At 33.9% G+C, this 24,870-nt stretch carries 23 protein-coding genes; 20 read left to right on the plus strand and 3 right to left on the minus strand.

Annotation, left to right across the window (positions count from 1 at the left end; genetic code table 11):
* Positions 1 to 323: 323 nt before the first annotated feature.
* From HM985_RS07865 to HM985_RS07895, 7 genes are all read left to right on the plus strand, one after another.
* Entirely contained in the window at positions 324 to 1,358 is a 1,035-nt protein-coding gene (locus HM985_RS07865) for a sensor histidine kinase (RefSeq protein ID WP_179375732.1), read from the plus strand.
* Positions 1,359 to 1,454: 96 nt separating this feature from the next.
* On the plus strand, positions 1,455 to 2,780 hold the full coding sequence (locus HM985_RS07870) for a YHYH protein (RefSeq protein WP_218843387.1): 1,326 nt from the start codon (positions 1,455 to 1,457) through the stop codon (positions 2,778 to 2,780).
* Positions 2,777 to 3,376, plus strand: coding sequence for a YbhB/YbcL family Raf kinase inhibitor-like protein (locus HM985_RS07875; protein ID WP_179375733.1), 600 nt, complete (start codon positions 2,777 to 2,779; stop codon positions 3,374 to 3,376). The genes HM985_RS07870 and HM985_RS07875 overlap by 4 nt, the downstream gene beginning before the upstream one ends.
* Positions 3,377 to 3,389: 13 nt before the next feature.
* The gene (locus HM985_RS07880) at positions 3,390 to 4,406 is read left to right on the plus strand and encodes a hypothetical protein (protein ID WP_179375734.1); all 1,017 of its coding nucleotides are present in this window, start codon (positions 3,390 to 3,392) and stop codon (positions 4,404 to 4,406) included.
* Positions 4,407 to 4,453: 47 nt separating this feature from the next.
* Positions 4,454 to 5,188, plus strand: coding sequence for a LytR/AlgR family response regulator transcription factor (locus HM985_RS07885; RefSeq protein WP_179375735.1), 735 nt, complete (start codon positions 4,454 to 4,456; stop codon positions 5,186 to 5,188).
* A gap of 127 nt (positions 5,189 to 5,315) precedes the next feature.
* Positions 5,316 to 5,615 carry a hypothetical protein gene (locus tag HM985_RS07890; protein ID WP_179375736.1) on the plus strand — a complete coding sequence of 100 codons (300 nt, stop codon included), beginning with the start codon at positions 5,316 to 5,318 and terminating at the stop codon, positions 5,613 to 5,615.
* 262 nt (positions 5,616 to 5,877) lie between these two features.
* Positions 5,878 to 6,474: a DUF6515 family protein gene (locus tag HM985_RS07895; protein ID WP_179375737.1), complete on the plus strand. Its 597-nt coding sequence runs from the start codon at positions 5,878 to 5,880 to the stop codon at positions 6,472 to 6,474.
* Between the two features lie 137 nt (positions 6,475 to 6,611).
* Here HM985_RS07895 and HM985_RS07900 read toward each other — a convergent pair whose 3' ends face one another.
* Entirely contained in the window at positions 6,612 to 7,346 is a 735-nt protein-coding gene (locus HM985_RS07900; protein ID WP_218843388.1) for an NUDIX hydrolase, read from the minus strand.
* A gap of 240 nt (positions 7,347 to 7,586) precedes the next feature.
* On the opposite strand from HM985_RS07900, the gene HM985_RS07905 reads away from it, so the two are divergent.
* The 7 genes from HM985_RS07905 (at position 7,587) to HM985_RS07935 (ending at position 15,900) form a co-directional block, all read left to right on the plus strand.
* The gene (locus HM985_RS07905; RefSeq protein ID WP_246284977.1) at positions 7,587 to 8,498 is read left to right on the plus strand and encodes a hypothetical protein; all 912 of its coding nucleotides are present in this window, start codon (positions 7,587 to 7,589) and stop codon (positions 8,496 to 8,498) included.
* A 43-nt stretch (positions 8,499 to 8,541) separates the two neighbouring features.
* Positions 8,542 to 9,594 (plus strand): substrate-binding domain-containing protein, encoded by a 1,053-nt coding sequence (locus tag HM985_RS07910; RefSeq protein ID WP_179375738.1) that lies wholly within the window; start codon positions 8,542 to 8,544, stop codon positions 9,592 to 9,594.
* A gap of 20 nt (positions 9,595 to 9,614) precedes the next feature.
* Complete coding sequence (locus HM985_RS07915; RefSeq protein WP_179375739.1) at positions 9,615 to 11,156, plus strand: sugar ABC transporter ATP-binding protein; 1,542 nt, start codon at positions 9,615 to 9,617, stop codon at positions 11,154 to 11,156.
* Positions 11,157 to 11,159: 3 nt separating this feature from the next.
* Positions 11,160 to 12,128 carry an ABC transporter permease gene (locus HM985_RS07920; RefSeq protein ID WP_179375740.1) on the plus strand — a complete coding sequence of 323 codons (969 nt, stop codon included), beginning with the start codon at positions 11,160 to 11,162 and terminating at the stop codon, positions 12,126 to 12,128.
* A gap of 26 nt (positions 12,129 to 12,154) precedes the next feature.
* Positions 12,155 to 13,642, plus strand: coding sequence for a mannitol dehydrogenase family protein (locus tag HM985_RS07925; protein WP_179375741.1), 1,488 nt, complete (start codon positions 12,155 to 12,157; stop codon positions 13,640 to 13,642).
* Between the two features lie 11 nt (positions 13,643 to 13,653).
* Positions 13,654 to 14,613, plus strand: coding sequence for a carbohydrate kinase family protein (locus HM985_RS07930; RefSeq protein ID WP_179375742.1), 960 nt, complete (start codon positions 13,654 to 13,656; stop codon positions 14,611 to 14,613).
* Between the two features lie 282 nt (positions 14,614 to 14,895).
* Entirely contained in the window at positions 14,896 to 15,900 is a 1,005-nt protein-coding gene (locus HM985_RS07935) for an LLM class flavin-dependent oxidoreductase (protein WP_179375743.1), read from the plus strand.
* Between the two features lie 234 nt (positions 15,901 to 16,134).
* Here the strand turns inward: HM985_RS07935 and HM985_RS07940 are convergent, their stop codons facing one another.
* On the minus strand, positions 16,135 to 17,007 hold the full coding sequence (locus HM985_RS07940; protein ID WP_179375744.1) for an outer membrane beta-barrel protein: 873 nt from the start codon (positions 17,005 to 17,007) through the stop codon (positions 16,135 to 16,137).
* Between the two features lie 414 nt (positions 17,008 to 17,421).
* On the opposite strand from HM985_RS07940, the gene HM985_RS07945 reads away from it, so the two are divergent.
* The gene (locus HM985_RS07945; RefSeq protein WP_179375745.1) at positions 17,422 to 17,994 is read left to right on the plus strand and encodes a phosphatase domain-containing putative toxin; all 573 of its coding nucleotides are present in this window, start codon (positions 17,422 to 17,424) and stop codon (positions 17,992 to 17,994) included.
* Positions 17,995 to 18,041: 47 nt separating this feature from the next.
* On the opposite strand, the gene HM985_RS07950 is transcribed toward HM985_RS07945, so the two are convergent.
* The gene (locus HM985_RS07950) at positions 18,042 to 19,868 is read right to left on the minus strand and encodes a collagen-binding domain-containing protein (protein ID WP_179375746.1); all 1,827 of its coding nucleotides are present in this window, start codon (positions 19,866 to 19,868) and stop codon (positions 18,042 to 18,044) included.
* Between the two features lie 173 nt (positions 19,869 to 20,041).
* On the opposite strand from HM985_RS07950, the gene HM985_RS07955 reads away from it, so the two are divergent.
* From HM985_RS07955 to HM985_RS07975, 5 genes are all read left to right on the plus strand, one after another.
* Positions 20,042 to 20,719 carry an NUDIX hydrolase gene (locus tag HM985_RS07955; protein WP_179375747.1) on the plus strand — a complete coding sequence of 226 codons (678 nt, stop codon included), beginning with the start codon at positions 20,042 to 20,044 and terminating at the stop codon, positions 20,717 to 20,719.
* 112 nt (positions 20,720 to 20,831) lie between these two features.
* Positions 20,832 to 22,286: a nicotinate phosphoribosyltransferase gene (locus HM985_RS07960; RefSeq protein ID WP_179375748.1), complete on the plus strand. Its 1,455-nt coding sequence runs from the start codon at positions 20,832 to 20,834 to the stop codon at positions 22,284 to 22,286.
* Positions 22,273 to 22,662, plus strand: coding sequence for a hypothetical protein (locus tag HM985_RS07965; RefSeq protein ID WP_179375749.1), 390 nt, complete (start codon positions 22,273 to 22,275; stop codon positions 22,660 to 22,662). Before HM985_RS07960 ends, HM985_RS07965 begins: the two co-directional genes overlap by 14 nt.
* Complete coding sequence (locus HM985_RS07970; RefSeq protein WP_179375750.1) at positions 22,637 to 23,401, plus strand: phosphoribosyltransferase family protein; 765 nt, start codon at positions 22,637 to 22,639, stop codon at positions 23,399 to 23,401. The genes HM985_RS07965 and HM985_RS07970 overlap by 26 nt, the downstream gene beginning before the upstream one ends.
* A 139-nt stretch (positions 23,402 to 23,540) precedes the next feature.
* Entirely contained in the window at positions 23,541 to 24,860 is a 1,320-nt protein-coding gene (locus HM985_RS07975) for a GAF domain-containing sensor histidine kinase (RefSeq protein WP_179375751.1), read from the plus strand.
* Positions 24,861 to 24,870 lie beyond the last annotated feature (10 nt).

Consider the following 24,870-nt stretch of genomic DNA (forward strand, 5'->3'; position numbering starts at 1 on the left):
AGTCATGATTTGGTAATAAATGAATTTCTTTTTTAAAACTCGATAGAAACGCTAACATATAGCGCTTTTTAGAGAAAACAGTACCCTAATAGGCCAAAAGCTAATAAAAGCTTACGCCCAAGGGATGTTGTCTATTTTATGAGATCAAAGTCGATAAAATTTGAATATTCATAGAGTCAATTTCCCTAAACATCTATTCCGTATCAAAAAGAAAGTAAATAGTTTTACCTTTGATTTCGTCGTTTTAAGGATTCTGTTACAGGCAAAACGTTTAATATCGCTAAGATAACCGATTCTAAAAGACGCCTTACAAAAAGAATCTAATGTACAAAAATAAAAACATCACCTTATTCTCGCATCTATTGGTATGGCTAGTACTTTTCAGTATGCCTTATGTCTTATCTTACGGCCAGTCGCAAGAAATTGAAAGAGTTATAGCACATTTCTGGATTCCCTTAGGCTTTTACTTCATTATTTTCTATAGCAATTACTTTACACTTATAGATCGGTTTTTATTCACTAAAAAAATACTGATTTTTGTCTTAGTCAATTTAGTAATGATTGCTGTATTTATAACCCTAAAGGAACAAATAGAAGGTGTTTTTTTTCAGGAAATCTTAAAAAAACCGATTAAAGAAGATGGTAATGGGCCACCGTTTAAAATGTTTCTTTACATACAAATGCTGTCTTATATGGCACCTTTATTATTTTCTATTACCATAAAAACCACCAAACGCTGGGTGCAAACCGAAAACGAGCGTAAGGAGGCAGCGCACATTAAACTAAAGTCCGAATTGCAACATTTACATTACCAGTTACAACCGCATTTCTTTTTTAATTCGCTAAACAACATTTATGCTATGGTAGATCTTTCTCCAGAGCAAGCCAAAACTTCTATTCATAGCCTAAGCAAGCTTATGCGTTACATGTTGTATGATACTAATGAAGAATTGGTTGCTTTATCTAAAGAAATAGATTTTATGAAAAAGTATATCGACCTAATGAAGCTTAGGGTGTCTGATAAAACAACGGTTCATTATCAGTTTCCTTCAGAAGAAACCGGTATTAAAATAGCTCCTTTGCTCTTTATTTCATTAATAGAAAATGCCTTTAAACATGGTGTGTCGGGGAGTAAAGAAAGTACCATTTGTATTAACATGGCGGCCACAGGTAAAACTGTTTTATTTACTACTGAAAACGATAACTTTCCTAAAAAGACAGACGATAAAAGTGGCTCTGGTATTGGGCTTCCTAATATTGAAAAACGAATAGAACTGCTTTACCCCAATAAAAGCAAGTTTGTAACCGAAGTGAAAGATCATCGTTTTATAGCCAGTTTGGAGATTGAAACAGACTAAATAAGCCTTATTATAACGCAAAAAGCTAATGTAATGCTATAGGCAACCCTTATTTAAAGTAAACGAACCATCGACCTATTAAAAATAATAAAAGTGATGTCTATAAAAAAATCGATTATAATTAACCTTTTATTAGTATTAAGCACCTTTCTTTTTGCCCATGAAGGCGGACATGGTACGCCTTTAAGACAATGGAAAGTAACAATAAGCAATGATATCATAAAGGCTGATTTTATTAAATATGAAAATCATACCGTTTGGCTTAGCGACGATAACCACAACATTAAAAGCTATCCCATTTCAGCTTTTTCAAATGCAGATCAGGAGTATATTAAAACCCAAAGCCAGTTGATAAAAGTCTTAAATAGTGATGCTATTATTTCAACTAAATTGCCATCAGTTACTTATCTTAATAAAGCACTTATAGGCTTAGGCTGTTTGCTATTGTGTTTTTCTGTTTTTAAACTTGTAAAACGAAAAAAAATAGTGTACCTATCTTATGGTGTACTCGGTATGGGGGTTATTGTCATGGTAGGGTGTAAAAATACCACTTCTGTAAGCACGGCGCAAGTGCCACAAAATAAGGTGACTGTAATGCAAACGTTTTTCGAAAAATTTGAAGGCGTTACCACACATGTAGACAAAGATTTTTTATATGTATCGTCAAACGGTTTACCAGATCACGAGATGATGGTAGGGATCAGCAACTGGCAACAACAAGTACCAATTCAGCAAAATTATACAGGCTCTAATAGTTGGGCCATCCCTATACAGCCTCAACTGGCAAAAAATCCATTGTCTACAAAAACCAACTTACTTAAAGGAGCTATTGCTGTGGCGGTTAATGGCATTCCTATTTTTAATCCGTTAAACAATAGAGGAGAAGATGCCAATGCCATTGGAGAACTAGACCGCTGGGGCGGACATTGTGGCCGTGCAGACGACTACCATTATCATTTACCCCCTTTGCATTTACAAGACCAAGTAGGGGAAGGCAATCCGGTAGCTTATGCGGTCGATGGTTTTCCGGTGTATGGAGAAACCACAGATACTTTAGACCAATACCTTGGTAAAACAAATGCCGATGGCTCTTACCAATACCACACCATTAAAGACTACCCTTATTTTATTGCAGGCATGCGAGGCGAGGTTATATTAGATCCTAAAACAGAGGCCCCAGAAAATCAAGTATATCCACAACCCAGAACACAAGAATTACGTCCTGCTTTACGTCCTTTAAAAGGGGCTGAAATTACAGATTTTAAAAGCTTAGAAGCTAATAACTATGTATTAACGTATATCTTAGATTCAAAACCCTATATTATTAAATACCATTGGGATAGTGACGATAATTATACATATCAATTTATAAATCCTGATGGCACAACAACAGTAGAAACCTATAAGCCAAGAGAAAAATGAAATATTCAAAATTAATAGTTCTTACGCTTTTTATGGGGCTAATATCTTGTGAACATCATAAAAAAACAACAACAAAAGTAAATTATGATGATTTTAAAACTCTAAATGCCAATTTTAAACTCACAAGTAAAGCGGTAGCCAACGGTGTTTTATTAGACGCTTATAAGTGTGAAGAAAAGGTAAATGATGTTGAAAATTCCATACCACTGTCTTGGGAAAATGTACCCGATGGCACCAAATCTTTAGCCGTTGTAATGTATCATTATCCTAAAAAGGATGATAAAACAGAAATCAACTCGTACCTGTTATTATGGGACATCGATCCTAGCGTTACACAAATACCTTATAAAATGGCCGCTAAAGGCACGTGGTTTATGGGGGGTAATAAAGACGGTACAGCAATATCTTATACGTCGCCTTGTTCGCGTGGAAAAGGAGAGCATGTGTATAACATTGCACTTTATGCCTTATCAGAAACCCCTGCGGCTTTACCTAAAAAACACAGTTTAAATGTCGATTATAATGTGTTAATGAACGCCTTAGGGACTGTAAAAATTATAGACAGAACCATTTTAACATTTATAGATTCTAATTAAAAACAATTCTAAAATGAAACATTTAAAACATACAACACTTGTAGTTGTTTTGGCCTGCTTTACCATAACAGCTTGTAAAAATGGTGAAAACGCTAAAAAAACAACTTCAAAAACAGTAAAAGTTTACAACGGTACCGCTTCGGTATCTCAAGGTCCAGCAAAAGTCATTACCCAAAATATATTTGAATGCGAGAGAGGTAGAGAAGCACCAATAGGTATAGCTAAAACTACAGATGGGCTCGAATGGACGGTTCCTGCTAAAGTCAATTTTACAAATGATAGCTTTCCTATGGCGTCCGATTTATTTAATCCTTGTACGCAAGTAGAGTATCCCTCTGATGAAGAAGCCTTACCCGCTTTAGACGGTACTGATATTATAGAAATAGATGCTGATGGCAAGGTCATTACCGCTTATGTATTTGCCGATAATTACTTTGAAATGTATATTAATGGTGTTCCAGTAGGGAAAGATAATGTGCCGTTTACGCAGTTTAATTCCAACATTGTGCGTTTTAAAGTGAATACCCCGTTTACAATTGCCATGAAACTAGTCGATTGGGAAGAAAATAGTGGTTTAGGCTCAGAGGATAATAGGGGGCAAGCCTTTCATCCTGGCGATGGAGGTATGGTAGCGGTTTTTAAAAATGCTAGCGGAAAAATAATAGCGACTACAAATGCAGATTGGAAAGCTCAAACCTATTATACAGCGCCTTTAAGAGACTTATCTTGTGCAAGAGAAGAAGGCGCGTTAAGATTAAGTGAAACCTGTACTACCCAAGATTCTAATGACGGTACAACCTATTATGCTTTACATTGGGAAACCCCAACAAACTGGCAAGCCCCAGATTTTAATGATAGCCAATGGCCTAACGCTACCGAGTTTTCAAATAAAACCATAGGGGTAGATAATAAGCCTGCATACACTAACTTTATAAATGTGTTTGATAATAACAAAAATGATGCTAAATTTATATGGTCTACCAATGTTATTTTAGACAATGAAGTCCTTGTTAGGTATACTGTAAAGTAATCTTTATCTCAAACCCATTTTAATCACTTAAAAATACCAACCCATATATGAGCCCTATTAAAATTACTTGTGTTATTGTCGATGATGAGCCTATGGCTCTCAATTTAGTAGAAAGTTATGCAGAAAAAACACCGTTCTTAGATTTAAAAAAGAAATGTAGTAGTGCTATTGAAGCTATGGAGTACATAAAAAGTAACCCTGTAGACTTGTTGTTTTTAGACATACAGATGCCAGATCTTACAGGGATAGAGTTTTCTAAGATGCTACCTAAAGAAACACGCGTTATTTTTACAACGGCCTTCGATCATTATGCGTTAGAAGGTTTTAAGGTAGAAGCTATAGATTATCTACTAAAACCTTTTGATTATGCAGAGTTTTTGGCCGCTGCCAATAAAGCCAATACCTGGTTTGAATTGGTAAAAGGGCAACGACAAAGTATTTTATCTGAAGAAAAAGAATTTCTTTTTGTAAAATCAGAATATAAACAATTGCGCATTAAGCTAGCCGATGTTTTATATTTTGAAGGGTTAAAAGATTATATTAAAATTTGGATAAAAGATAACCCAAAGCCTATTCTAACTTTAATGAGTTTAAAGTCGCTTGAAGAAGAATTGCCTTCTACACAATTTATGCGCGTACACCGATCGTTTATTGTGTCATTAAGCAACATTGATGTTGTAGAGCGCAGTCAGATTATTATTAATGATCAGCGCATCACAGTATCAGAACATTACAAACCAAAATTTGTAGAATTTATTAATAATAACTCTTTAAATTCATAAGATTTTTATTTTTCATCTATTGATTTTCATATTTAAGCTATAAAATCACTGTGTTGGTCTATTTTCTTTTCTAATAACAGGAGATAGAACTACGTTTGCACTTTGATAATCAATAGAAATTATATTTATGAAAAAAATCGCTTTAACCTTAACCTTAGCAATCACAATGTTAAGCTGTAGTAGTGTTAAAAACGTGGACACAGCAACGATAACTCAAGCAACTTCTTTATTAAGTTCTTTAAGTTCTAATTCAACAATTCAACAAGTTTCAACGCTTTTTAGTCTATTAGACGCAGATAATAATGAAGCGATAAGTTCTACTGAAGCGATTGGCGCTGTGTCCGATAATTTCAACGTATTAGACACAGATAACAATTCAAGTTTAAACCTTTCTGAATTTACAGGTTTACTAGACTTACTTAAATAATTCCCCTAGATTAATTAGCTAGAAAAGGTATACTTTAATTAGTTACCTTTTTTTTATGTTTTATGATCAGCGTAAAACGTTAAAATTTGGCATGCCGTAAAAAATTGAATCTATAAAATTTAAGACTTCATAGATGGATTTATAGGACTCGTCTATTTGTGTTTTTTTAGAGCCTAATTACAAATACCTTTAAACTATTGAAACAATACAGAGTCTAAGTATTGAATAAAAAATAAGTTTAATCTATTAAATTTTAATAATTATGAAAACATTCATTAAAACATATGTACTGCCAATAACCTTTATTGTAGCTTTTGCTTCTCAAGTTCCTGCACAGACAAAACGTAAAGCAACTAATAAAACGGTAGTAACAACGACAAAAAAAGTAACGAATAATACTGCAAATAGAAGAATATCAAGTTCTAAAGTGACCTATAAAAAACCGACTAAAAAAGTAGTTTCGGTAAGGTCAGTACCTAATAAAACAGTTGTAAAACATAACGGACAAAGTTATTACTACGCTAATAACAGATATTATACACAATCTAGAGGCCGTTATATTGTTATTGCACCTAAAGTAGGCTTTAGAATTAAAACCTTACCACAAAACTACAAAAGAGTACGTTTTAATAACCATAATTATTACAGCGTAAATGGGACCTTCTATGTGGAGTATAATAATGAATACGAAGTGGTAGATCCAGAAATAGGAACTGTGGTTTATGATTTACCAGACGATTACGAAAAAGTAACGATTGACAACCAGACGTATTACGAATATGCAAATATTCTATATGAAAAAGTACAAGTTGATGGTACAAGAGCTTACGAAGTTGTAGGTATCATTGATATGGAATAACATCGTAAAAATTCATAGATAGATTGTTTAGAGTGGAAAAGAGGGACATTATTTAGTTAATGGCTCTCTTTTTTTTGTTTAATATAAATCAAAGACTTACAGTTAAAACTGAGATCGCTATAAAATAACTCTGAAACCTAAATACTAATCAAATAGTTTTTATGATACATCTTTTGATAAATATCTTTACTAAACATATAGAGCTGCGCTGGTTTTTTAGACACACCTACTTGTTTCTCATCTAATGGAATAATATACTTTTTATTAATGAGTTTTCTTCTGAAATTACGGTTGTCAATTTCAATACCTAAAATTGACTCGTATAAATCTTGTACATCATTAATCGTGAATTTATTTGGTAGTAACTCAAAAATAATAGGCTCTGCCAAACATTTTATCTTTAAATCTTCATGGGCTTCCTCAATAATCTGTTGGTGGTCAAATCCTAATTCGGGTAATGCTCTTATCGGAAACCATTTTGCTTTATATTTATTCGCCTCTACATCAACATCTTCGGTTTTTAATAAAAAATAGTAAGCAACTGTAACGGTTCTTAAATTAAAAGCTTCTTTTTCACTCCAAATAAGATCTTTCTTATTCATTAAACGATCAGGATTGCCAAAAGCTTTAAATTGTTTCTTATACTGATCTGTTAACCCTGTAAGCTCTTTTAAAACTCGGGTGGCAGAATCGTCTAATGTTTCATCTTCATAAACATGATAACCCGTTAAGACATAATCATCAACAAGTATTTCCTTGGTGGCTTCAGATTCTAAATAACGTTTTATAAGTAAAAGATTCAGTGATTTTGTGTTAGTATCATATCCAAATACGACACAATCTACAGATATATTAAGAATTTTATTCGGCATAATATAGAGTTATTGAGGATAAAAATAGAAAATATAATTTAATAAACGTCATTTTAACATTAAATGTTTATTCAGCGCAATCCTAATAGAATCAAGGATAAAATATCAATATAGCATAGTATTAAGCTAATATAATATATTATTTGATTTATTTTTTTAGGATTATTCAAATAATATTTTATACATTTGACTAACAAACGTAATTATGACGTTTATTAAATAAACGATACAACCATCAAGATGAACACATTAACAAAATACTTCTCGGCACAAAATTCTCTACACGCTACAAGTGTAACTACAGCTGTAATGCCAAAGCAAAATGTTTCTTTCATATATAAGGTAATATGTGTTAGTCTTTTTTTAATCGCAACCTTAAATACTTTAAAGGCGCAAACAACAGAAGTAACAGAAACAATAGAAGACGATTATAAAGCATTTACTGCAAATGCACACTTAAAAAACATGCATACCTGGCATGGTTTTGTTGTACACCCTAGCGCGGTATTTGCAGCAAGCTTAGAATACAACACTCGTAATAGCAAATTTACCTTTGGGGTTTGGGGTGGTTCTAGTTTTTCGGGCGTAGATGTAGAGAACTATAATACAGGCGAAACGGTGAGTGCTAGTTATAAAGAGTTCTCAATTTATACCAAATATAGTTTTTCAGACCGTTTCTTTATAGAAGCTGTTTCTCATAATAATTATACAGGAGTAGAAGAGCGCGGCGATGAACTTCATTATTGGAGTTACGATAAAACCCAAGGTTATAACTTTGTAGATATTAGTTTAGGCTACAATGTCAGTCCAAATACCTTATTATATTTTGCAACAATCCTTGGTGGAGGTTCTGGTGATTATGAAATAAAATCAGATGGTCGTTTAGAAGATTCTTGGACCCATTATTTTGAGGTAAAAAGTAAGGTTTGGGAAAAAGGAGATTCTAATCTATCCGTATTTGCAGGTGGTGCTTGGTCATTTATTACAGATAAGACGTTTTACACGGAAGGATCTGGAAACCTAATTAATGTAGGTGCAACCTTTGGTAAAGACATCCATTTAGGAACCTATAAATTACCTGTTGAACTCACCGCAATGTGGAACCCAGAACAAGAGAAAACCGTTTTACAATTAGACCTTATGTTATTTTAAACCCCTATACAACTAAAATAAAAAAAAACGAATCCTATAAATTATGAAGACGAAACACATTCAAATCGTTTTAAAAGCGCTTTTAGCACTCGTATTATGCTTTAATTTAACCAGCTGTGTAGAGCAATTAAATAGCACTAAAGGAAATGCCAATAGCACAGAAGAAGCAGGAGAGAAGATTGAAAGCGAACTTGATCTAACAGGAAAAAAAATTGGGTATTGTACTCCTTCATTAAATGCTCCTTATTACCAAGCGCTATTGCAAAGTGTAAAAAGCACCACAGAAGCTAATGGTATGATTTTTTTATCTGCCGATGGACAAAATGATATTACAAAACAAGTCGCCGCTGTTGAAGATTTGATTACTAAAGGAATTGATGCACTATTGCTAAACCCCATAGATCCAGATGCCTTGGTTGGTGTAACTAAGGTCGCTAAAGCCGCAGGGGTTCCTGTATTTATAATAGATAGTTCTATTAATCCTTCGGCAGAATTTGTAACCACCATTCAATCGAACAACTTAGCCAATGGTGAATTAGCTGGAGCCTGGTTGGCTAAAAAGTTTGGAAATAAAAAAATGAATATCGCTTTACTAAGCGGTAATGCAGGAAATCCTGTTGGTAAAACGCGAAAACAAGGTTTATTACAAGGCATTACAGAAGAGCAATTACGAAGCTTGGGGTACATTGATCTTGATATAAAAGCCCAAGCTTATACCAATTGGTCTTATGCTGGTGGACTAAAAGCAATGGAAGATATTCTAGTCGCACATCCAGATATTAATGTAGTGATTACAGAATCTGATGTCTGTGTATTAGGAGCTATTAAAGCCATTGCACAAGCCGGTAAAACGGACGATATTTTAATCGTTGCTGGTGCTGATGGCCAAAAAGAGGCCATTAAATACATTATGGATATTGATTTTTATGGTTGTACAGCAATGAATAGTCCTAAACTCATTGGTAAAAATGCAGTCCATTATGCCATTCAATATCTAAATGGGAAACGCGATTTTTCTAAAAAGTCTTATACACCGCCTGTATTAATAACTAAAGAAAATGCCGCAAAATATTACAACCCTAATGCATTGTTTTAACGGTTAATATCCTTTTGAAAATGAAAAACTTAGAACAAGAATACCGTTTAGAAATGCGCGGAATTACTAAAAGCTTCGGTTTAATTTCGGTATTACAAGGTGTCGACTTAAAAGTAAAGCCGGGTGAAATACATGCTTTACTTGGCGAGAATGGTGCCGGTAAATCAACACTGATAAAAATTTTAAGTGGTGTACACGAAAAAGATCAAGGCCACGTCTTTTTAGATGGCAAAGAAATTCAACCTAAAAACACCCACGAGGGGCAACTTTTAGGCATCAATGTGGTGTACCAAGAATTGTCTTTAGTAAACGACTTATCCGTTGCCGAAAATATCTATTTACACACATTAGGTGCCAATAAATTTTGGATGAATTGGAAGAAAATCACCCAACAAGCCGCTGAACTTATAGATACTTTAGGTTTTTCTATAGATGTCACATCTAAAGTAAGGGACCTCAGTATTGTACAAAAACAAGTGGTCGAAATTGCTAAAGCACTAGCAGAAGACACTAAAGTCTTAATCTTAGATGAGCCTACCACCGTTTTTGATCCTAACGACATTAAAAAATTGTTTACCAACCTCATGCGTCTAAAAAAAGAAGGGGTTTCTATTATATATATATCACATCATTTAGATGAAATTTTTGAAATAGCAGATACCATTACAGTCTTAAGAGATGGGGTAGACACAGGTAGTGTTGCTGTAGCGGATACAAATACCGATGCCGTTATTCATTTAATGATTGGTAGAGCCTTAAAAGACCTTTATCCTTCTAGAGCAATTAAAATAGGTGATGTGCCTGTTTTAGAAGTTAAAAATTTGGCCGGAAAACGCGGAGTTGTTAAAGATGTATCCCTATCGGTAAGAGCAGGAGAAGTTTTAGGAATTGCTGGACTTGGAGGTAGTGGAAGAACAGAAACGGGGAAACTTATTTTTGGGGCGGATAAAAAGAAATCGGGAACAATTATTTTAAATGGTAAAGAAATCCATACAAAATCGCCAGTAGATGCTGTAGCCTATCAAATTGGTTTTGTTTCTGAAGATCGAAAAGAGGAAGGCGTCTTTTTACCTTTATCGATAAGACGAAATATAAGCGTCACTAATTTCGATGCGATATCAAGTAAACTAGGGTTTATAAATATAGAAAACGAATACAAGAATATCCTAGGACTCATTAATAAACTGAATATTAAAACACCTCATTCTGAAGTGGATGTTAAAAACCTAAGTGGTGGTAACCAACAAAAAGTGGCTTTGGCTAAATGGTTAAGTATTGATAGTAAAGTTATTATTATCGACGAGCCCACACGTGGTGTCGATGTCGGTGCTAAAATTGAAATTTACAACTTAATCAATGAGGTCGCTAAAAAAGGAGTTGCTGTTATTGTAATTTCTTCAGACATGCCAGAAATCATGGGTATTTCAGACCGTATTTTAGTAATGCATGAAGGAACAATTTACGGTGAATTACCTAAAGAGCAATTCTCAGAAGAAAACATATTACGCTACGCCATTGGCAAAGCTTTAAAATCAACAAATCCTAACCCATTAAAAAACTAAGTTATGGCGCTATCTCTAAAAAAACAACTAAGCAGTTCTGGTGGATTCCTTAAGTTTTTAGTCAAGTACAACACGGTATTCATTTTTGTTTTATTACTCATTTTCTCAGCATTAATATCCGATGTGTTTTTTACAACGGTTAACCTTTCTAATTTATTAAAGCAAGTCTCTGGTATAGGGATTATTAGTATAGGGATGTTAATTGTAATACTTACAGGTGGTATTGACCTGTCCGTCGGTTCTTTAGTGGCTTTACTTGCTGTTACATTTGCACTCTTAATTAATTTAGTTATTCTACCTGTAGCCATTGTACTAACCATTATAATTGGTTTTAGTCTCGGTAGTGTTTCAGGCTATTTAGTTGCCTACCAAAAAATGGCACCCTTTGTGGCTACGTTGGCCTTAATGACCGTTGCAAGAGGATTAGCCTTTATATATTCTAAAGGATCACCAATTACATTTAATACTACAGGCGGGTTATTTATGTCCGATTTTGCAAACAACGCAACCCTTGGAATTCCTAATATAGCCATCATATTTTTCATCATTGTTATTATAACAATGGTAATGCTGCGCTACAATGTATTTGGACGTTTGGTTATTGCCATTGGTAGTAACGAAGAAGCTTCGCGATTATCAGGTATAAAAGTGAACAAATACAAGTTCTTGGTTTATGCCATTTCGGGGGCTTTAGCAGCCATTGCAGCCATTGTAGTAGCTTCTAGAACAAATTTAGGATCACCAAATATGGGTATGGCTTGGGAACTCGATGCCATTGCAGCCGTTGTTATTGGTGGTGCAAGCTTAAATGGTGGTAGAGGAACAGCTATAAATACATTAATGGGAGTGTTAATTTTAGGCCTTATTGGTAATATTCTTAACCTCTTAAATGTCCCATCATACCCACAACAAGTTGTAAAAGGGGGAATTATCATTTTTGCCGTTTTACTACAACGTTTTGAAAACAAATAAAAAAATAACTTTTAAAAAAAATATTGATGACGTCTTATAAATTAAATCAAAAAAATTTAGATGCTATCTCAGAACAAATCTCTGTTCCAAAATACGATAGAAGTCAAATAAAAACAGGTATAGTACATATAGGTATTGGTGGCTTTCATAGAGCGCATGAAGCCTTTTACACCGATCAATTATTACACGATACCTCTATAACTGGATGGGGAATTTGTGGTGTGGCGCTTCTGCCTTCAGATACTAATATTTACAACACCTTAAAGGCTCAAGATGGGCTTTATACTTTAATGATAAAAGAATTCAATGGCACGCTTACAAAACGCGTAATTGGTGCTATTACAGAAATCCTTTTTGCCCCAGCAAATCCTATAAAAGTTATTGAAAAAATAGCAAATCCCCAAGTCAAAATTGTAACGCTCACCATTACTGAAGGGGGGTATAACTACAATGAAGCGACTAAAGCTTTTGATGATAAAAACCCTGCTATATTACATGATATTGCACATCCTTCTCAGCCTAAAACAGTGTTCGGCTACCTCACACAAGCTTTAAAACTTAGAAAAGAAAAAGGGATTAAAGGCATTACAATTCAATCTTGCGATAATATACAGGGCAACGGCCATATGGCTAAAAAGATGCTTTTAAGCTATGTAAAAATGGCAGAGCCTTCTCTGGTATCTTGGATTGAAAAGAATGTAGCCTTTCCAAATAGTATGGTAGACCGTATTACACCTGCAACAGCAGCTTCTGATATAGAAATATTAAAAGAAACAACTGGTGTTGAAGATGCTTGGCCTGTGGTTTGCGAACCTTTTAAACAATGGGTTATTGAAGACGACTTTGTAGATGGAAGACCTCTTTGGGATGCCGTTGGTGCACAGTTTGTTGATGATGTTGTGCCTTACGAAAAAATGAAACTAAGCTTGCTAAATGCAGGACATACAGTTCTAGGTGTATTAGGCGCCTTAAGAGGTTACACAACAATTGATGAAGCTGTCCATGATGCACATATAAGCAAATTCCTTAAACATTACATGGATACTGAAGTAACCCCAACTTTAGCAGACCTTGAGGGTGTAGATTTACCAGCGTATAAAACTGCTTTATTACAACGCTTTGGAAACGTAAACATTAAAGATCAAATAGACCGTATTTGTTCTGAAAGCGCTGCTAAAATTCCAATTTTCGTATTGCCAACAATAACAGCCAACTTAGAAACAAAAGGAAGTATAGACCATGCCGCATTCTTAATTGCAGCTTGGGCTATCTATAGTTTAGGTAAAGACGAAAAAGGAAAAGCATTAAACATAAAAGATGCTATGGCAACAACACTACATGATAAAGCCATACAAGCTGCCAATGGAAATCCTGAGGCTTTCTTAGATATGGAATCAGTTTTTGGGCAACTCAAAACCTCTAAACAATTTGTTACGGCTTTTATATTAGCATACCAACAGATTGTAAAACAAGGTGTAGAAAAAAGCATTATAGACGTCAATAATCCTGCTTAAATTAAAGTGATATGAAAAAGATAGTTTGTTTCGGAGAAGTGCTTTGGGATGTATTTCCTACACATAGAAAAATAGGAGGTGCGCCTTTAAATGTCGCTTTAAGATTAAAGGCTTTTAATAATGACGTTTCTATAATTACTAGAATTGGAAAAGATGCTGAAGGCGACGGCATTTTTGAATATATAAAAGAGAATGGTGTAGCGGTAAACACTATTCAAATTGATACCGACTTAAAAACGGGAGAAGTTGACGTAAAACTAAACGAAAAAGGATCAGCAACTTACACCATTAATTATCCAAGAGCTTGGGACCGTATTCAATTAAATAAAGACCTAAGGTTATTAACCGAAAAAGCAGATGCTTTTATTTACGGAAGCTTAAGTGCTAGAGATTATAATACCAAAGAAACACTATTCGCTTTGTTAAAAATAGCTCCTTACAAAATATTTGATGTTAACCTGAGAGCTCCATATTACACGCAAGAGTTACTAGGTAGCTTAATGAAGGAGGCCGACTTTATAAAGTTTAATGATGATGAGATTATTGAAATCGTAACACACATGATTATGAAGGCTGCAGATTTCAATAAATATAATGTAGATGAAATCGATAATATGATCTATAACCTAAACCTTGAGACCAAATCAATTGAGGGAAGTATAAAATTTATTGCAAAGCATACCAATACCGAATCTATTTGTGTCACTTTAGGCGCTAAAGGTGCTATTTTGTATACCAATGAAACCTTCTACTACAATAAAGGCTATCAAATAGAAGTCAAAGATACCGTTGGTGCTGGCGATTCCTTTTTAGCCGCGTTAACCGATAAATTACTTAAAGGACATGCCCCACAAGACGCTATAGACTTTGCCTGTGCTGTAGGTGCCATTGTTGCTGGTAGCGACGGGGCTAACCCAAAATTAGAACAAAGCAAAATTGATGAGTTTATTAACGAAAGTATTAATTGTTAATTCCCCAAACCCCTATATTTTGTTTTAAAGGCTCATAACACACATTATGAGCCTTTTTGATGGGCTTTATTTAAAAATGAATAAGCTACTAAACTATGCGAAGTGTAAAATGAAATTATTTTTTTTGCCCCTTGTTAAAAAATTTAACTTTATTAATCTAAAACTTATTTGTGGGCTTTGTAAATTTACATTTTTAATAAGAAAACGGCATAAAATAGACGTGTCTTAGCGTTTTCTTATTTATAAAGTAAATAGCAAACCTAAAGACATTTATTCCCCTAGATGAATACAAAACAGAGAGCTTATTCCATATTAGATCTTTTATTAGTTTCTGAAAACCATACCTTAAAGCAAACATTTAATAATGCTTTAAAGCTAGCTGAGCATGCAGAGGCTTATGGCTATAAGCGTTTTTGGGTTGCAGAACACCATAATGCTGAAAACATAGCGAGTAATGCCACTTCTGTGTTAATTGGTTATATAGCAGAAGGCACAAAAACAATTCGTGTGGGTTCTGGTGGTATTATGCTACCAAATCATTCTCCGTTAATTGTGGCTGAACAGTTTGGGACTTTAGGTCTTTTATATCCTAATCGAATTGATTTAGGTTTAGGAAGAGCACCTGGAACAGACAGAGAAACAGCCGAAGCCATCCGTTCTGATTTTATGCAGGCAGCCCATTCTTTTCCGAATGAAATAGAAAAAATACAAACTTATTTTTCTGTAGAAAACGAAGAGGCTCAAATACGAGCTACGGTTGCAGAAGGGGTAGATGTGCCGCTTTTTATTTTAGGCTCTAGTACAGATAGTGCGCATTTAGCAGCAAAAAAAGGCTTGCCTTACGCTTTTGCGAGTCATTTTGCTCCAACACACTTATGGAAAGCTTTAACAACGTACCGCCAAGAGTTTAAACCTTCTGCTGTATTAGAACAACCTTACGTTATTGCGGGTGTCAATATTATTATAGCAGAAACAGACCAAGAAGCAGAAAGATTAGCAACTTCTTTAATAAGAATGCTTGTTGGTTTATTTACCGGCAGGCGTGCTAAAGTACAACCACCAACAGAAATGACGGATGATTTAAAGGATATTATGAGAAATCCTCAGGTGAGTCAAATGCTTAAATATGCATTTATTGGAAGTAAAGCCACAGTAAAACAAAAAGTAGAATCGTTTTTAGCACTGACTAATGCCGATGAATTAATTGCCGTAACGCACATTTTTGATATCAACGACAGAATAAGATCGGCGGAGTTATTTGCTGAGATTATGAATGAATTGAAGTAAGTATGAAAACAAACATTTAGAATCTATTTTTAGCATTATGCGACTGAATAAAAACCTTTAAGTTTGTTTCTATTTCTATAGAAAGCTTTGTGTAAATATAAAATTGCTTAGAACAGAAATAAAATACTCCCAAAAAGAGAAATACCGTATGGCTTTTCTTAATGTATGACATAAAAAAAGTTCCTATTAAAACAATAGGAACTTTTTTAGAATAATAAGTAGAACAATTCAGAATTACATAGCGCTATCTGAGCTTGCACGTTTAAACTTGTAAGTAATACCAAAGTTAATTCCGAATGAAGAATAAGGTACTTTTACAGCTAGCTCTTTAGAAGTATCTGTATTAGTATTAGAAAGTTCATCTACATAAGTTGTTTTTCTATCAAATCCTGGTGCTAAGTTATCTAATGTGTAAAGACTTTGAACAGCAACTGTTCCGTCAGGTAAAACAACATTTGTATTAAATTCTGTAATCTCAGAATCTTTACGTTTTAAGCTAATTCCGTAATATTCAGCTTCTGCAAAAACACTAAAATTATCATTTAATGGATACTCATAACCAATAGCAGCCACAAAGCCTAAAGGAAACTGACCATGAAAATCTTCTACATAGTTCGTATCTGAATAAGATCCTACAGGAACTCCAAAAGCATTAGCTTCTGCTTCTGAAAAAGTTGTTTTACTAGATACTACAGCTTCTGTTTTACCTCCTAATTTTACTAAAGCCCCTAAACGCCCGTAAATATTATTATTAAATTTATAGACTAAAGAAATGGCAGCACCAAAAGCACGTGCTCTTGCAACAGCATCTGTTTCATTAAATCCTGGTAAATTCACCTCTCTTACTGTTTGATCAGAACCATGTAAATACCCTAAACTTAAATCAGCACCAAACGTTTCATTAAAGAAATACGTTCCTCTTATTTGTCCATTAAAGCCTTCACCATAACTACCATAAGCATTTTCTGTTTCTGTAGCATTAGTTATTTCTCCTGTTTTCATACCTGCACTACCAATAGCATAACCTCCACTAGCAGAGATTTGAAATTGTGCATAAGACATTGTACTTATTAAAAGTGCTGCAATGATTGTAATTGATTGTTTCATTGTTGTTATTTTTTTTAATTATTTAGAATCAATTATAGTCGTATTTAGACTACAATCGGCGGCAAATATAATTGTTTAATAATGTCAAATTGTTAAAATCTGACATAAATATTAAAGATAATGAATTTATTTACGCAAAAAAGAAAATATTTACAATATTTAAAAAGGCTTAATTAGTGATTCTATAAGACCTCAACGATTTAAATTAGAACATTAGATAGCATCTAATTTTGATAATCAAACCTTCTTTGTTAGGGTCTATAATTAAGATAATTACAATCAAAACACCTCGGTTTTACGGTAATGAATAGATGATCATTTGCAAGCAATTTAATAGCATTTATTTTGTAAGAATTATCAGAGCACTAATTTTAGTTTTAAAAAATTTTTCATTATCTTATAGCAAAGCATAAGATGAAAAATTTAACAATTACAATCCTTTTTTTTATTGGAATCATGAACTTTAATTACGCTCAGAATGATACAATAAAACAAATAAGAGGTGCTGACTTTAAAAATTTATATCAAGTTAATGAAAAGTTGTACCGCTCAGAGCAACCTAGTAAAATAGGTTTTAATATGTTAGAAGAAATGGGTATAAAGACAATTCTTAACTTAAGACGGCGTTGGTCGAATAAAAGAAAAGCGAAAGAATTCGATTTTAAGTTGATTCATCAACCTATTAAAACAAAACAACTAAACGAAGACGATATATTAAATGCCTTACGTGTTATTCAATCTGCAGAACAACCTGTTCTTGTGCATTGTTGGCATGGTTCTGACAGAACAGGGACAATTATTGCGGCTTATAGAATGGTGATTCAAAATTGGACGAAAGCGAGCGCTATTGAAGAATTTCAGAATGAAAACCTCGGATATCACGAGAGTTGGTACCCTAACTTATTAATTCTCTTAAAAAATTTAGAGATTGAAACACTTCAAGATAAATTAAATGAAACTAATGATGATATAAAAAAAGCCAGATGAAAATAATATCAACTGACTTTTAATGGTTTACAAAGTAATAATTCTTATCACTTAGACATAATTTGTTTTACAATAGTGCCTTGACTTGTAATAAAACGTACAAATAGAATTTTATTCTCTCTAGTTTCTCTAGATAGATCGATTTCAATAACAGCATGTTCATCAGCCTTACTAAGCGTTTGCTTGATACGTTTTAATACACTTCCTCTGATATCGAATATTTCAATCGTAGCATTAGTAGCGACGCTAATCGTATATTTTAAATTTATAGTACCCGAAAAAGGAACTGGGTAAGCCTCTATACCAAAATTAGAACTATAAGGGCGTCCTATAATACCTTCACACTCATCTCCGATACCATTACCATTTAAATCTGTTTGTTCAGGATTGTTAACATATAAACAATTATCTATACAATCAGCAACACCATCGTAATCGTCATCAACAAAACCTTCGTCTATAACACCATCACCATTATTATCAATACCATCACATATCTCTTCTGTTACAGGTGTGTCACAAACATCGCCTATACCATTACCGTCTAAATCAGCTTGATCGGCGTTAGCAACCTCAGGACAGTTATCAATACAATCGGCAACACCATCTCCATCAGTATCTGCAAAGCCTTCGTCTATATCACCATCACCGTTGTTATCAATACCATCACATATTTCTTCTGTTACAGGTGTGTCACAAACATCGCCTATACCATTACCGTCTAAATCAGCTTGATCGGCGTTAGCAACCTCAGGACAGTTATCAATACAATCGGCAACACCATCTCCATCAGTATCTGCAAAGCCTTCGTCTATAACACCATCACCGTTGTTATCGATGCCATCACAGACTTCTTCTGAAATCGTTGGCGGGAAATCTATAGTTGTATCAAATAAATAAGGATGTACTTCTCCAGAGTTTTGCTCAAAAGCTTCAACTATAATCTGTCCATCAATATTAAAATTACTTCGGTTATTAAAACGAGCAGTTGGTGCATAAATTGTACCATAAATCTGTGCTCCTCCTGTGTAATTAATTGTAGAACTTACATTCGCGAAATTATATAAAATATAAGGCGCATAGCTTAATGCACTCCCTACAACGTTGGGCCAACTAGGAATTGAAACAACATTGGGTAGGGTACTAATATCGGTAAGATTAATGATAAAAGGTGTCGTTTCTGAAGGGATTAAATTATTAAACTTAATTTCGTTTAGTCCATTAAACTCTGCAATAGTTAAATTAAGAATATTAGTGCTATTAGGAACTAAATCGATCCATAATTTTCCTTGACTAAATGCATTGAAGTTCCATGATGTATTAGTGGGTTGAGCACCTAAGTATGATGAAATAGAGACAAACTGATGAAATGCAGCTGTAAAATCTATTTGAGGATCTGCAGCAATAGATACGGCACTCTGAGATGTAGAAAGCACTATACTTGGTGTACTATCAAAATGACCACCATTTGGGATAATTCTAGTATTAACAAGAACATTGTTTTGGTCTCTCTCAAAAACAGTACTAGTTGATAAGTCGCCAATTTTAATGTAGTTGTTTTCTAAAACTTGTAACCGACCAGAAGTATAATTTACTTTTCCGTTTACAACTAAAGCTGTTGGTTGAGAATCTCCATTATAATAGTTTTCACCACCAAAGATATTAAGTGTACCATCTAATGTTAAATCACCACCAATAGCCCAAGAACCTTCAGACTCTGTTTTCATAGCTATGGCATTACCAGAGGTAAAAACGTTGAAACTTGTGGCTGCTACCGTGGGATTAATGGGATTATTCTGCGCCTCTATACTATGAGTAGCATTAAATAGTAAGGAGCCGATAACTAAATTGTAGAATACAATTTTTGTTTTCATATTTTATGATTTGTAGGTTAAGTACAACAAAAATAATATTTTAAGTGTTATTAAAGTGTTGTTCATCGAATAGTTAGTAACTTTTTAAAGATAAAAACGAATAGGTTAATTAGAATTTAAATTGAAAGTTTAACCAAATAGAAATCTATATATTTGTGTACAAACAACACATAATGAACAAACAATCCATAAGGCTCTCTGTAGATGCTGTAGTTTTCGGATACGAAGAAGATCATATTTCAATTGTATTAATTAAAAGAAAGTATGAACCTTTTAAAGGACAATGGGCCATTCCTGGTGGTTTTGCTTTAAATGATGAATCTTTAGAAGCAGCCGTAGAGCGCGAACTGCAAGAAGAAACGGGTATAAAAATCAATTACTTAGAGCAGCTTTACACATTTGGCAATCCTAACAGAGATCCAAGGGGTAGGGTAGTATCAGTGGCTTATTTTGGTTTAGTGCGTCCGGATGCTTTTAAAATTGTAGCCGCTACAGATGCCGAGCAGGTACAGTGGTTTTCTATTAATGATTTACCCGAATTAGCATTTGACCATAAACACATTTTGGAAAAAGCCATAAAAAGATTACAAGACAAAATTACTTACCAACCTATAGGGTTTGAACTTCTCGATAAAAAATTCCCGTTTTCAGATCTCGAAAAACTATACGCAACCGTATTAGGTAGAGCCATTGACAGACGTAACTTTAGAAAGAAGATCATTAACCTAGATATCCTAGACGAACTCGACGAAAAAGTGTCTAGAGGCTCTGGCAGACCTGCCAATTTATTTCAATTTAACCCAGAACATTACTTTAAACGTAAAAAAGAAGGTATTATTTTTGAAATATAAATAACTAAAAATCAATATAATAATGTATTTGCGTAAAAATAACGCATTATAAAGTTGTTTACTTTAATAATCTAAATTATATTTGTGTAACAATTACGCAAACAAAAAAAATATGAACGCACTATTATTAACCGACGGTTATAAAACAGGACACCACCAACAATATCCAAAAGGAACAGAAGAAGTTTATTCTAACTGGACTCCGAGAAGCAATGCTTACGCACCAAAGGGTTGTAATAAAGTAGTGTCATTCGGACAACAATATGTATTTAAATGGTTACATAATTATTTTCAAGATAACTTCTTTTCTAAACCCAAAGCAGAGGTTTGTAATGAGTTAAAAGAAGAGTTATCACTTTACTTAGGAGTCGATTATGATGTAACACATTACGAGGAACTGCACGATTTACAATTTTTACCTATAAAAGTAAAATCGTTACCAGAAGGAGTAGAGGTACCTATTAGAGTGCCGATGCTTACCGTAGTGAATACCGATAAAAAGTTCTTTTGGATCACTAATTTTTTAGAAACAATTCTATCAACCATGCTATGGCAGCCGATGACGTCGGCGTCTATTGCATTACGTTACAAACGGATTTTTAAAGAATGGGTTTTAAAAACTGATAAAGATAATAGTGCTTTTATCGATTTTCAAGGACACGATTTCTCTATGCGCGGCATGGGTGGCTTGCAAAGCGCCATTGCTTCTGGTATGGGACACGGTGCTGTCTTTTTAGGATCCGATACACTGCCTGTTATTAGCAGTTTCCGTAAGTACTATAATGCAGAAGGCTTTGTAATAGGCTCTGTAAATGCTACAGAACATTCTGTGATGTGTGCAGGGACTAAAGATGACGAAATAGGAACCTTTAAAACGTTAATGGAAACCTATCCTAGCGGAATTCTATCTGTAGTAAGTGATACTTGGGATTTATGGAAAGTACTTACTCAATATTTACCAAAGCTTAAAGAAGAAGTATTATCTAGAGATGGTAAATTGGTTATTCGTCCAGATAGCGGAGATCCTGTAGCTATTATCTGTGGTGAATCTCATAAGCTTGGTGCAAACACACCACAAGAAAAAGGGGTTGTAGAGCTACTATGGGATATTTTTGGGGGCACCACAAACGCTCAAGGTTATAAAGTTTTAGATAGCCATATTGGTGCGATTTACGGAGATAGTATTACAACCGAAAGAGCAGAAAACATTTGCCAGCGTCTAAGTGATAAAGGGTTTGCAACAACCAATGTTGTTTTAGGTATCGGGTCGTTTACATACCAGTTTAACACTAGAGATACTTTTGGTTTTGCCATGAAAGCAACATCTGTTGTGGTTAATGGAGAACGAAGACAGATTTTTAAGGATCCTATTACAGATGATGGGATTAAAAAATCTGCCAAAGGTTTAGTTAAAGTGGAGGTTGTGGATAACGAATACGTATTGGTGGATCAAATAACTCCTGAAGAAGAAAATGAAGGTGAATTACAAGTTATTTATAAAGACGGTGAATTTGTAAACCAAATTACTTTACAAGAAATAAGAGCAAAAATTAATGGATCTATTTGATTTTGATTTTTATCAAAGGCTACGAGAAGACTACTTACAACACAAAAATCTTTTTGTAGCTTTCGATTACGATAATACTGTTTTTGATTACCACAACCAAGGGATCAATTACGATAAAATAATAACACTACTTAGAACTTGCAAAGCTTTAGGCTTTACAATGATACTTTTTACAGGCAACGAAGGTAAAAAATTAGAAGTCATTAAAGCGGATTTAAAAAAGCGTAAAATCCCTTTCGATTTAATTAATGAAAATCCTTTAATGCCAACCAGAAAACCTTATTACAATATATTATTAGATGATAGAGCAGGCCTAAAAGAAGCTTATTACAATTTAAAAAAATTGACTGATGACATACGAAATAAAGACATTTAAAGACAGACAAGTTGCTGCTAAAATAGTAAAAAATGGTGACTTACATGTAAAATTGAGAGGCAATAGCTATGAAGACTTATTTAAGGCAGCGGCTATCAAAGAGGCTTGGGACGCCGAAAACGCCATGCACAAAACCAGGGTTGCACAACTGACCTTATTTTGTTTAATTGGGCAACGGTCTGACCGACGTTTTAATAAAGGAGAATCTTTTGATTTAAAAGTAATTTGTAAGTTTATTAACGACATGAACTTTGATAAAGTAACCATTCTACATCCGCATAGTCCTATTTCATTGGCATTAATTAATAATGCAGAAAAACTATCGCATTTTCAATACGTAGAAAAAACCTTTAACCAAATTGGTAATCCCGTATTGGTCAGTCCAGATGCAGGAGCGTATAAAACAACACACGAAATTGCAGAACAACTAAACGCAGACCTTGTACCATCTAACAAAGTTAGAGTTAATGGAAAACCTATTATTAGTATTCAAGGAGATGTTAAAGGCAAATCATGTTTAATTGTCGATGATTTAGCAGATGGTGGTAGAACTTTTAAATTCTTAGCCGAAGCTTTAAAACAACAGGGAGCATCTAAAGTTTGTCTGTACGTAACCCATGCCCAATTTAATTATGGTTTCAAGGAATTAAAAGAAACTATAGATCATGTATACTGTACCAATAGCTATAAGGAGATTGAAGATGATTTTGTAACGCAATATAAAATAGAGGGCATTTAAAAATAATTACGATCACTTTTTAGCAAGAAACCTATTAAAACCATTGGTTTTAATAAATCTTATTTTTTTAATATAAAGGGATCTAGTATCTTAGGCAAAGTAAAACTCTAAATTGATGTCCTAAAATCTTGAGAACCGCATGAAGCAAAACGACGCAAAGCAAAACCAATGTTCTGAAACTGAAAAAATATTACAGCTAGAAAAAGATAAAATTATAGAAAGACAACTGCACTTTCAAAATTTACTAATTAATATTTCGACGACCTATATCAATTCTGATTTATCAGATATTGATACCCTAATCAGAAAGTCACTGCAGCAGATTGGCGAATTTGTAGAAACAGACCGAAGCTATATTTTTTCATACGATTTTGTAAACAATACAACATCTAATACCTATGAATGGTGTGCTTCAGATATAGAACCAGAACTAGAAAATCTACAAAATGTGCCTATAGGCTACATTCCGCAATGGGTAGAAGCACATAAAAATGGTGACGCTTTTTATGTAGAAGATGTTAGTTTACTACCACAAGATGGTGAATTGGGCTTACGTGCCGTATTAGAACCTCAAGGTATTAAAAGTTTAATCACGATTCCTAAAATTAAAAACAACAAACTCATCGGGTTTATAGGCTTCGATGCGGTTAAAAAAGTAAATAAGTATACCGAAAACGAAAAAAATATCTTGTTTGTATATGCCAATATGTTGGTTAATGTGATTCAGAGAAAAGAAAACGAACAACACATTAAAGCTCAAGAAAAGAAAAAAGAAGAGCTACTACAAAACTTGTCACTTCAAAATGAAGAACTCAACGAATATGCTCATGTAGTATCTCACGATTTAAAAGCACCACTGATTAATATTCACACATTAGTAGGTTGGTTTATGGAGGATCATAAAGAAACTTTAAGTGAAAATGATCTAAAGCCATTGCATCAAGTATTATTTAATGTTGAGAAAATGGACTTCTTAATCAAAGGGATTCTTGATTACTCCATCATCGATAAATTAGAAAGTCAAGATAAACTCGTCGATTTTAATAACCTCATCAACGAGGTGCTAGAAACAATGTTGATCCCAGAAAACATTACCATAACCGTACAAAACAACCTACCAACTATCTATGGTAACACCTGGAGATTTAAACAGGTTTTTCAAAACCTAATACAAAATGCCATTAAGTATAGTGACAAGGACAAAGGAACAGTCGAAATAGGTTTTACAGAAAAGGATAACCTTTTTGAGTTCTTTATTAAAGACAATGGCGTGGGGATTAAACCCGATTATTTTGAAAAAATATTTAAGGTATTCACTAAATTAGAAAGTAACAGCACTTCTTCGGGGATAGGCCTTTCTATTGTAAAAAAAATTATGACCCATTACAAAGGTCGTATTTGGTTAGAAAGTGAAGAGGGGAGTGGTACCACCTTTTATTTTACCTTTTTAAAGGTATAATATCTAACCT

This window comes from Winogradskyella wichelsiae, assembly GCF_013403925.1.
Taxonomy (GTDB): domain Bacteria; phylum Bacteroidota; class Bacteroidia; order Flavobacteriales; family Flavobacteriaceae; genus Winogradskyella; species Winogradskyella wichelsiae.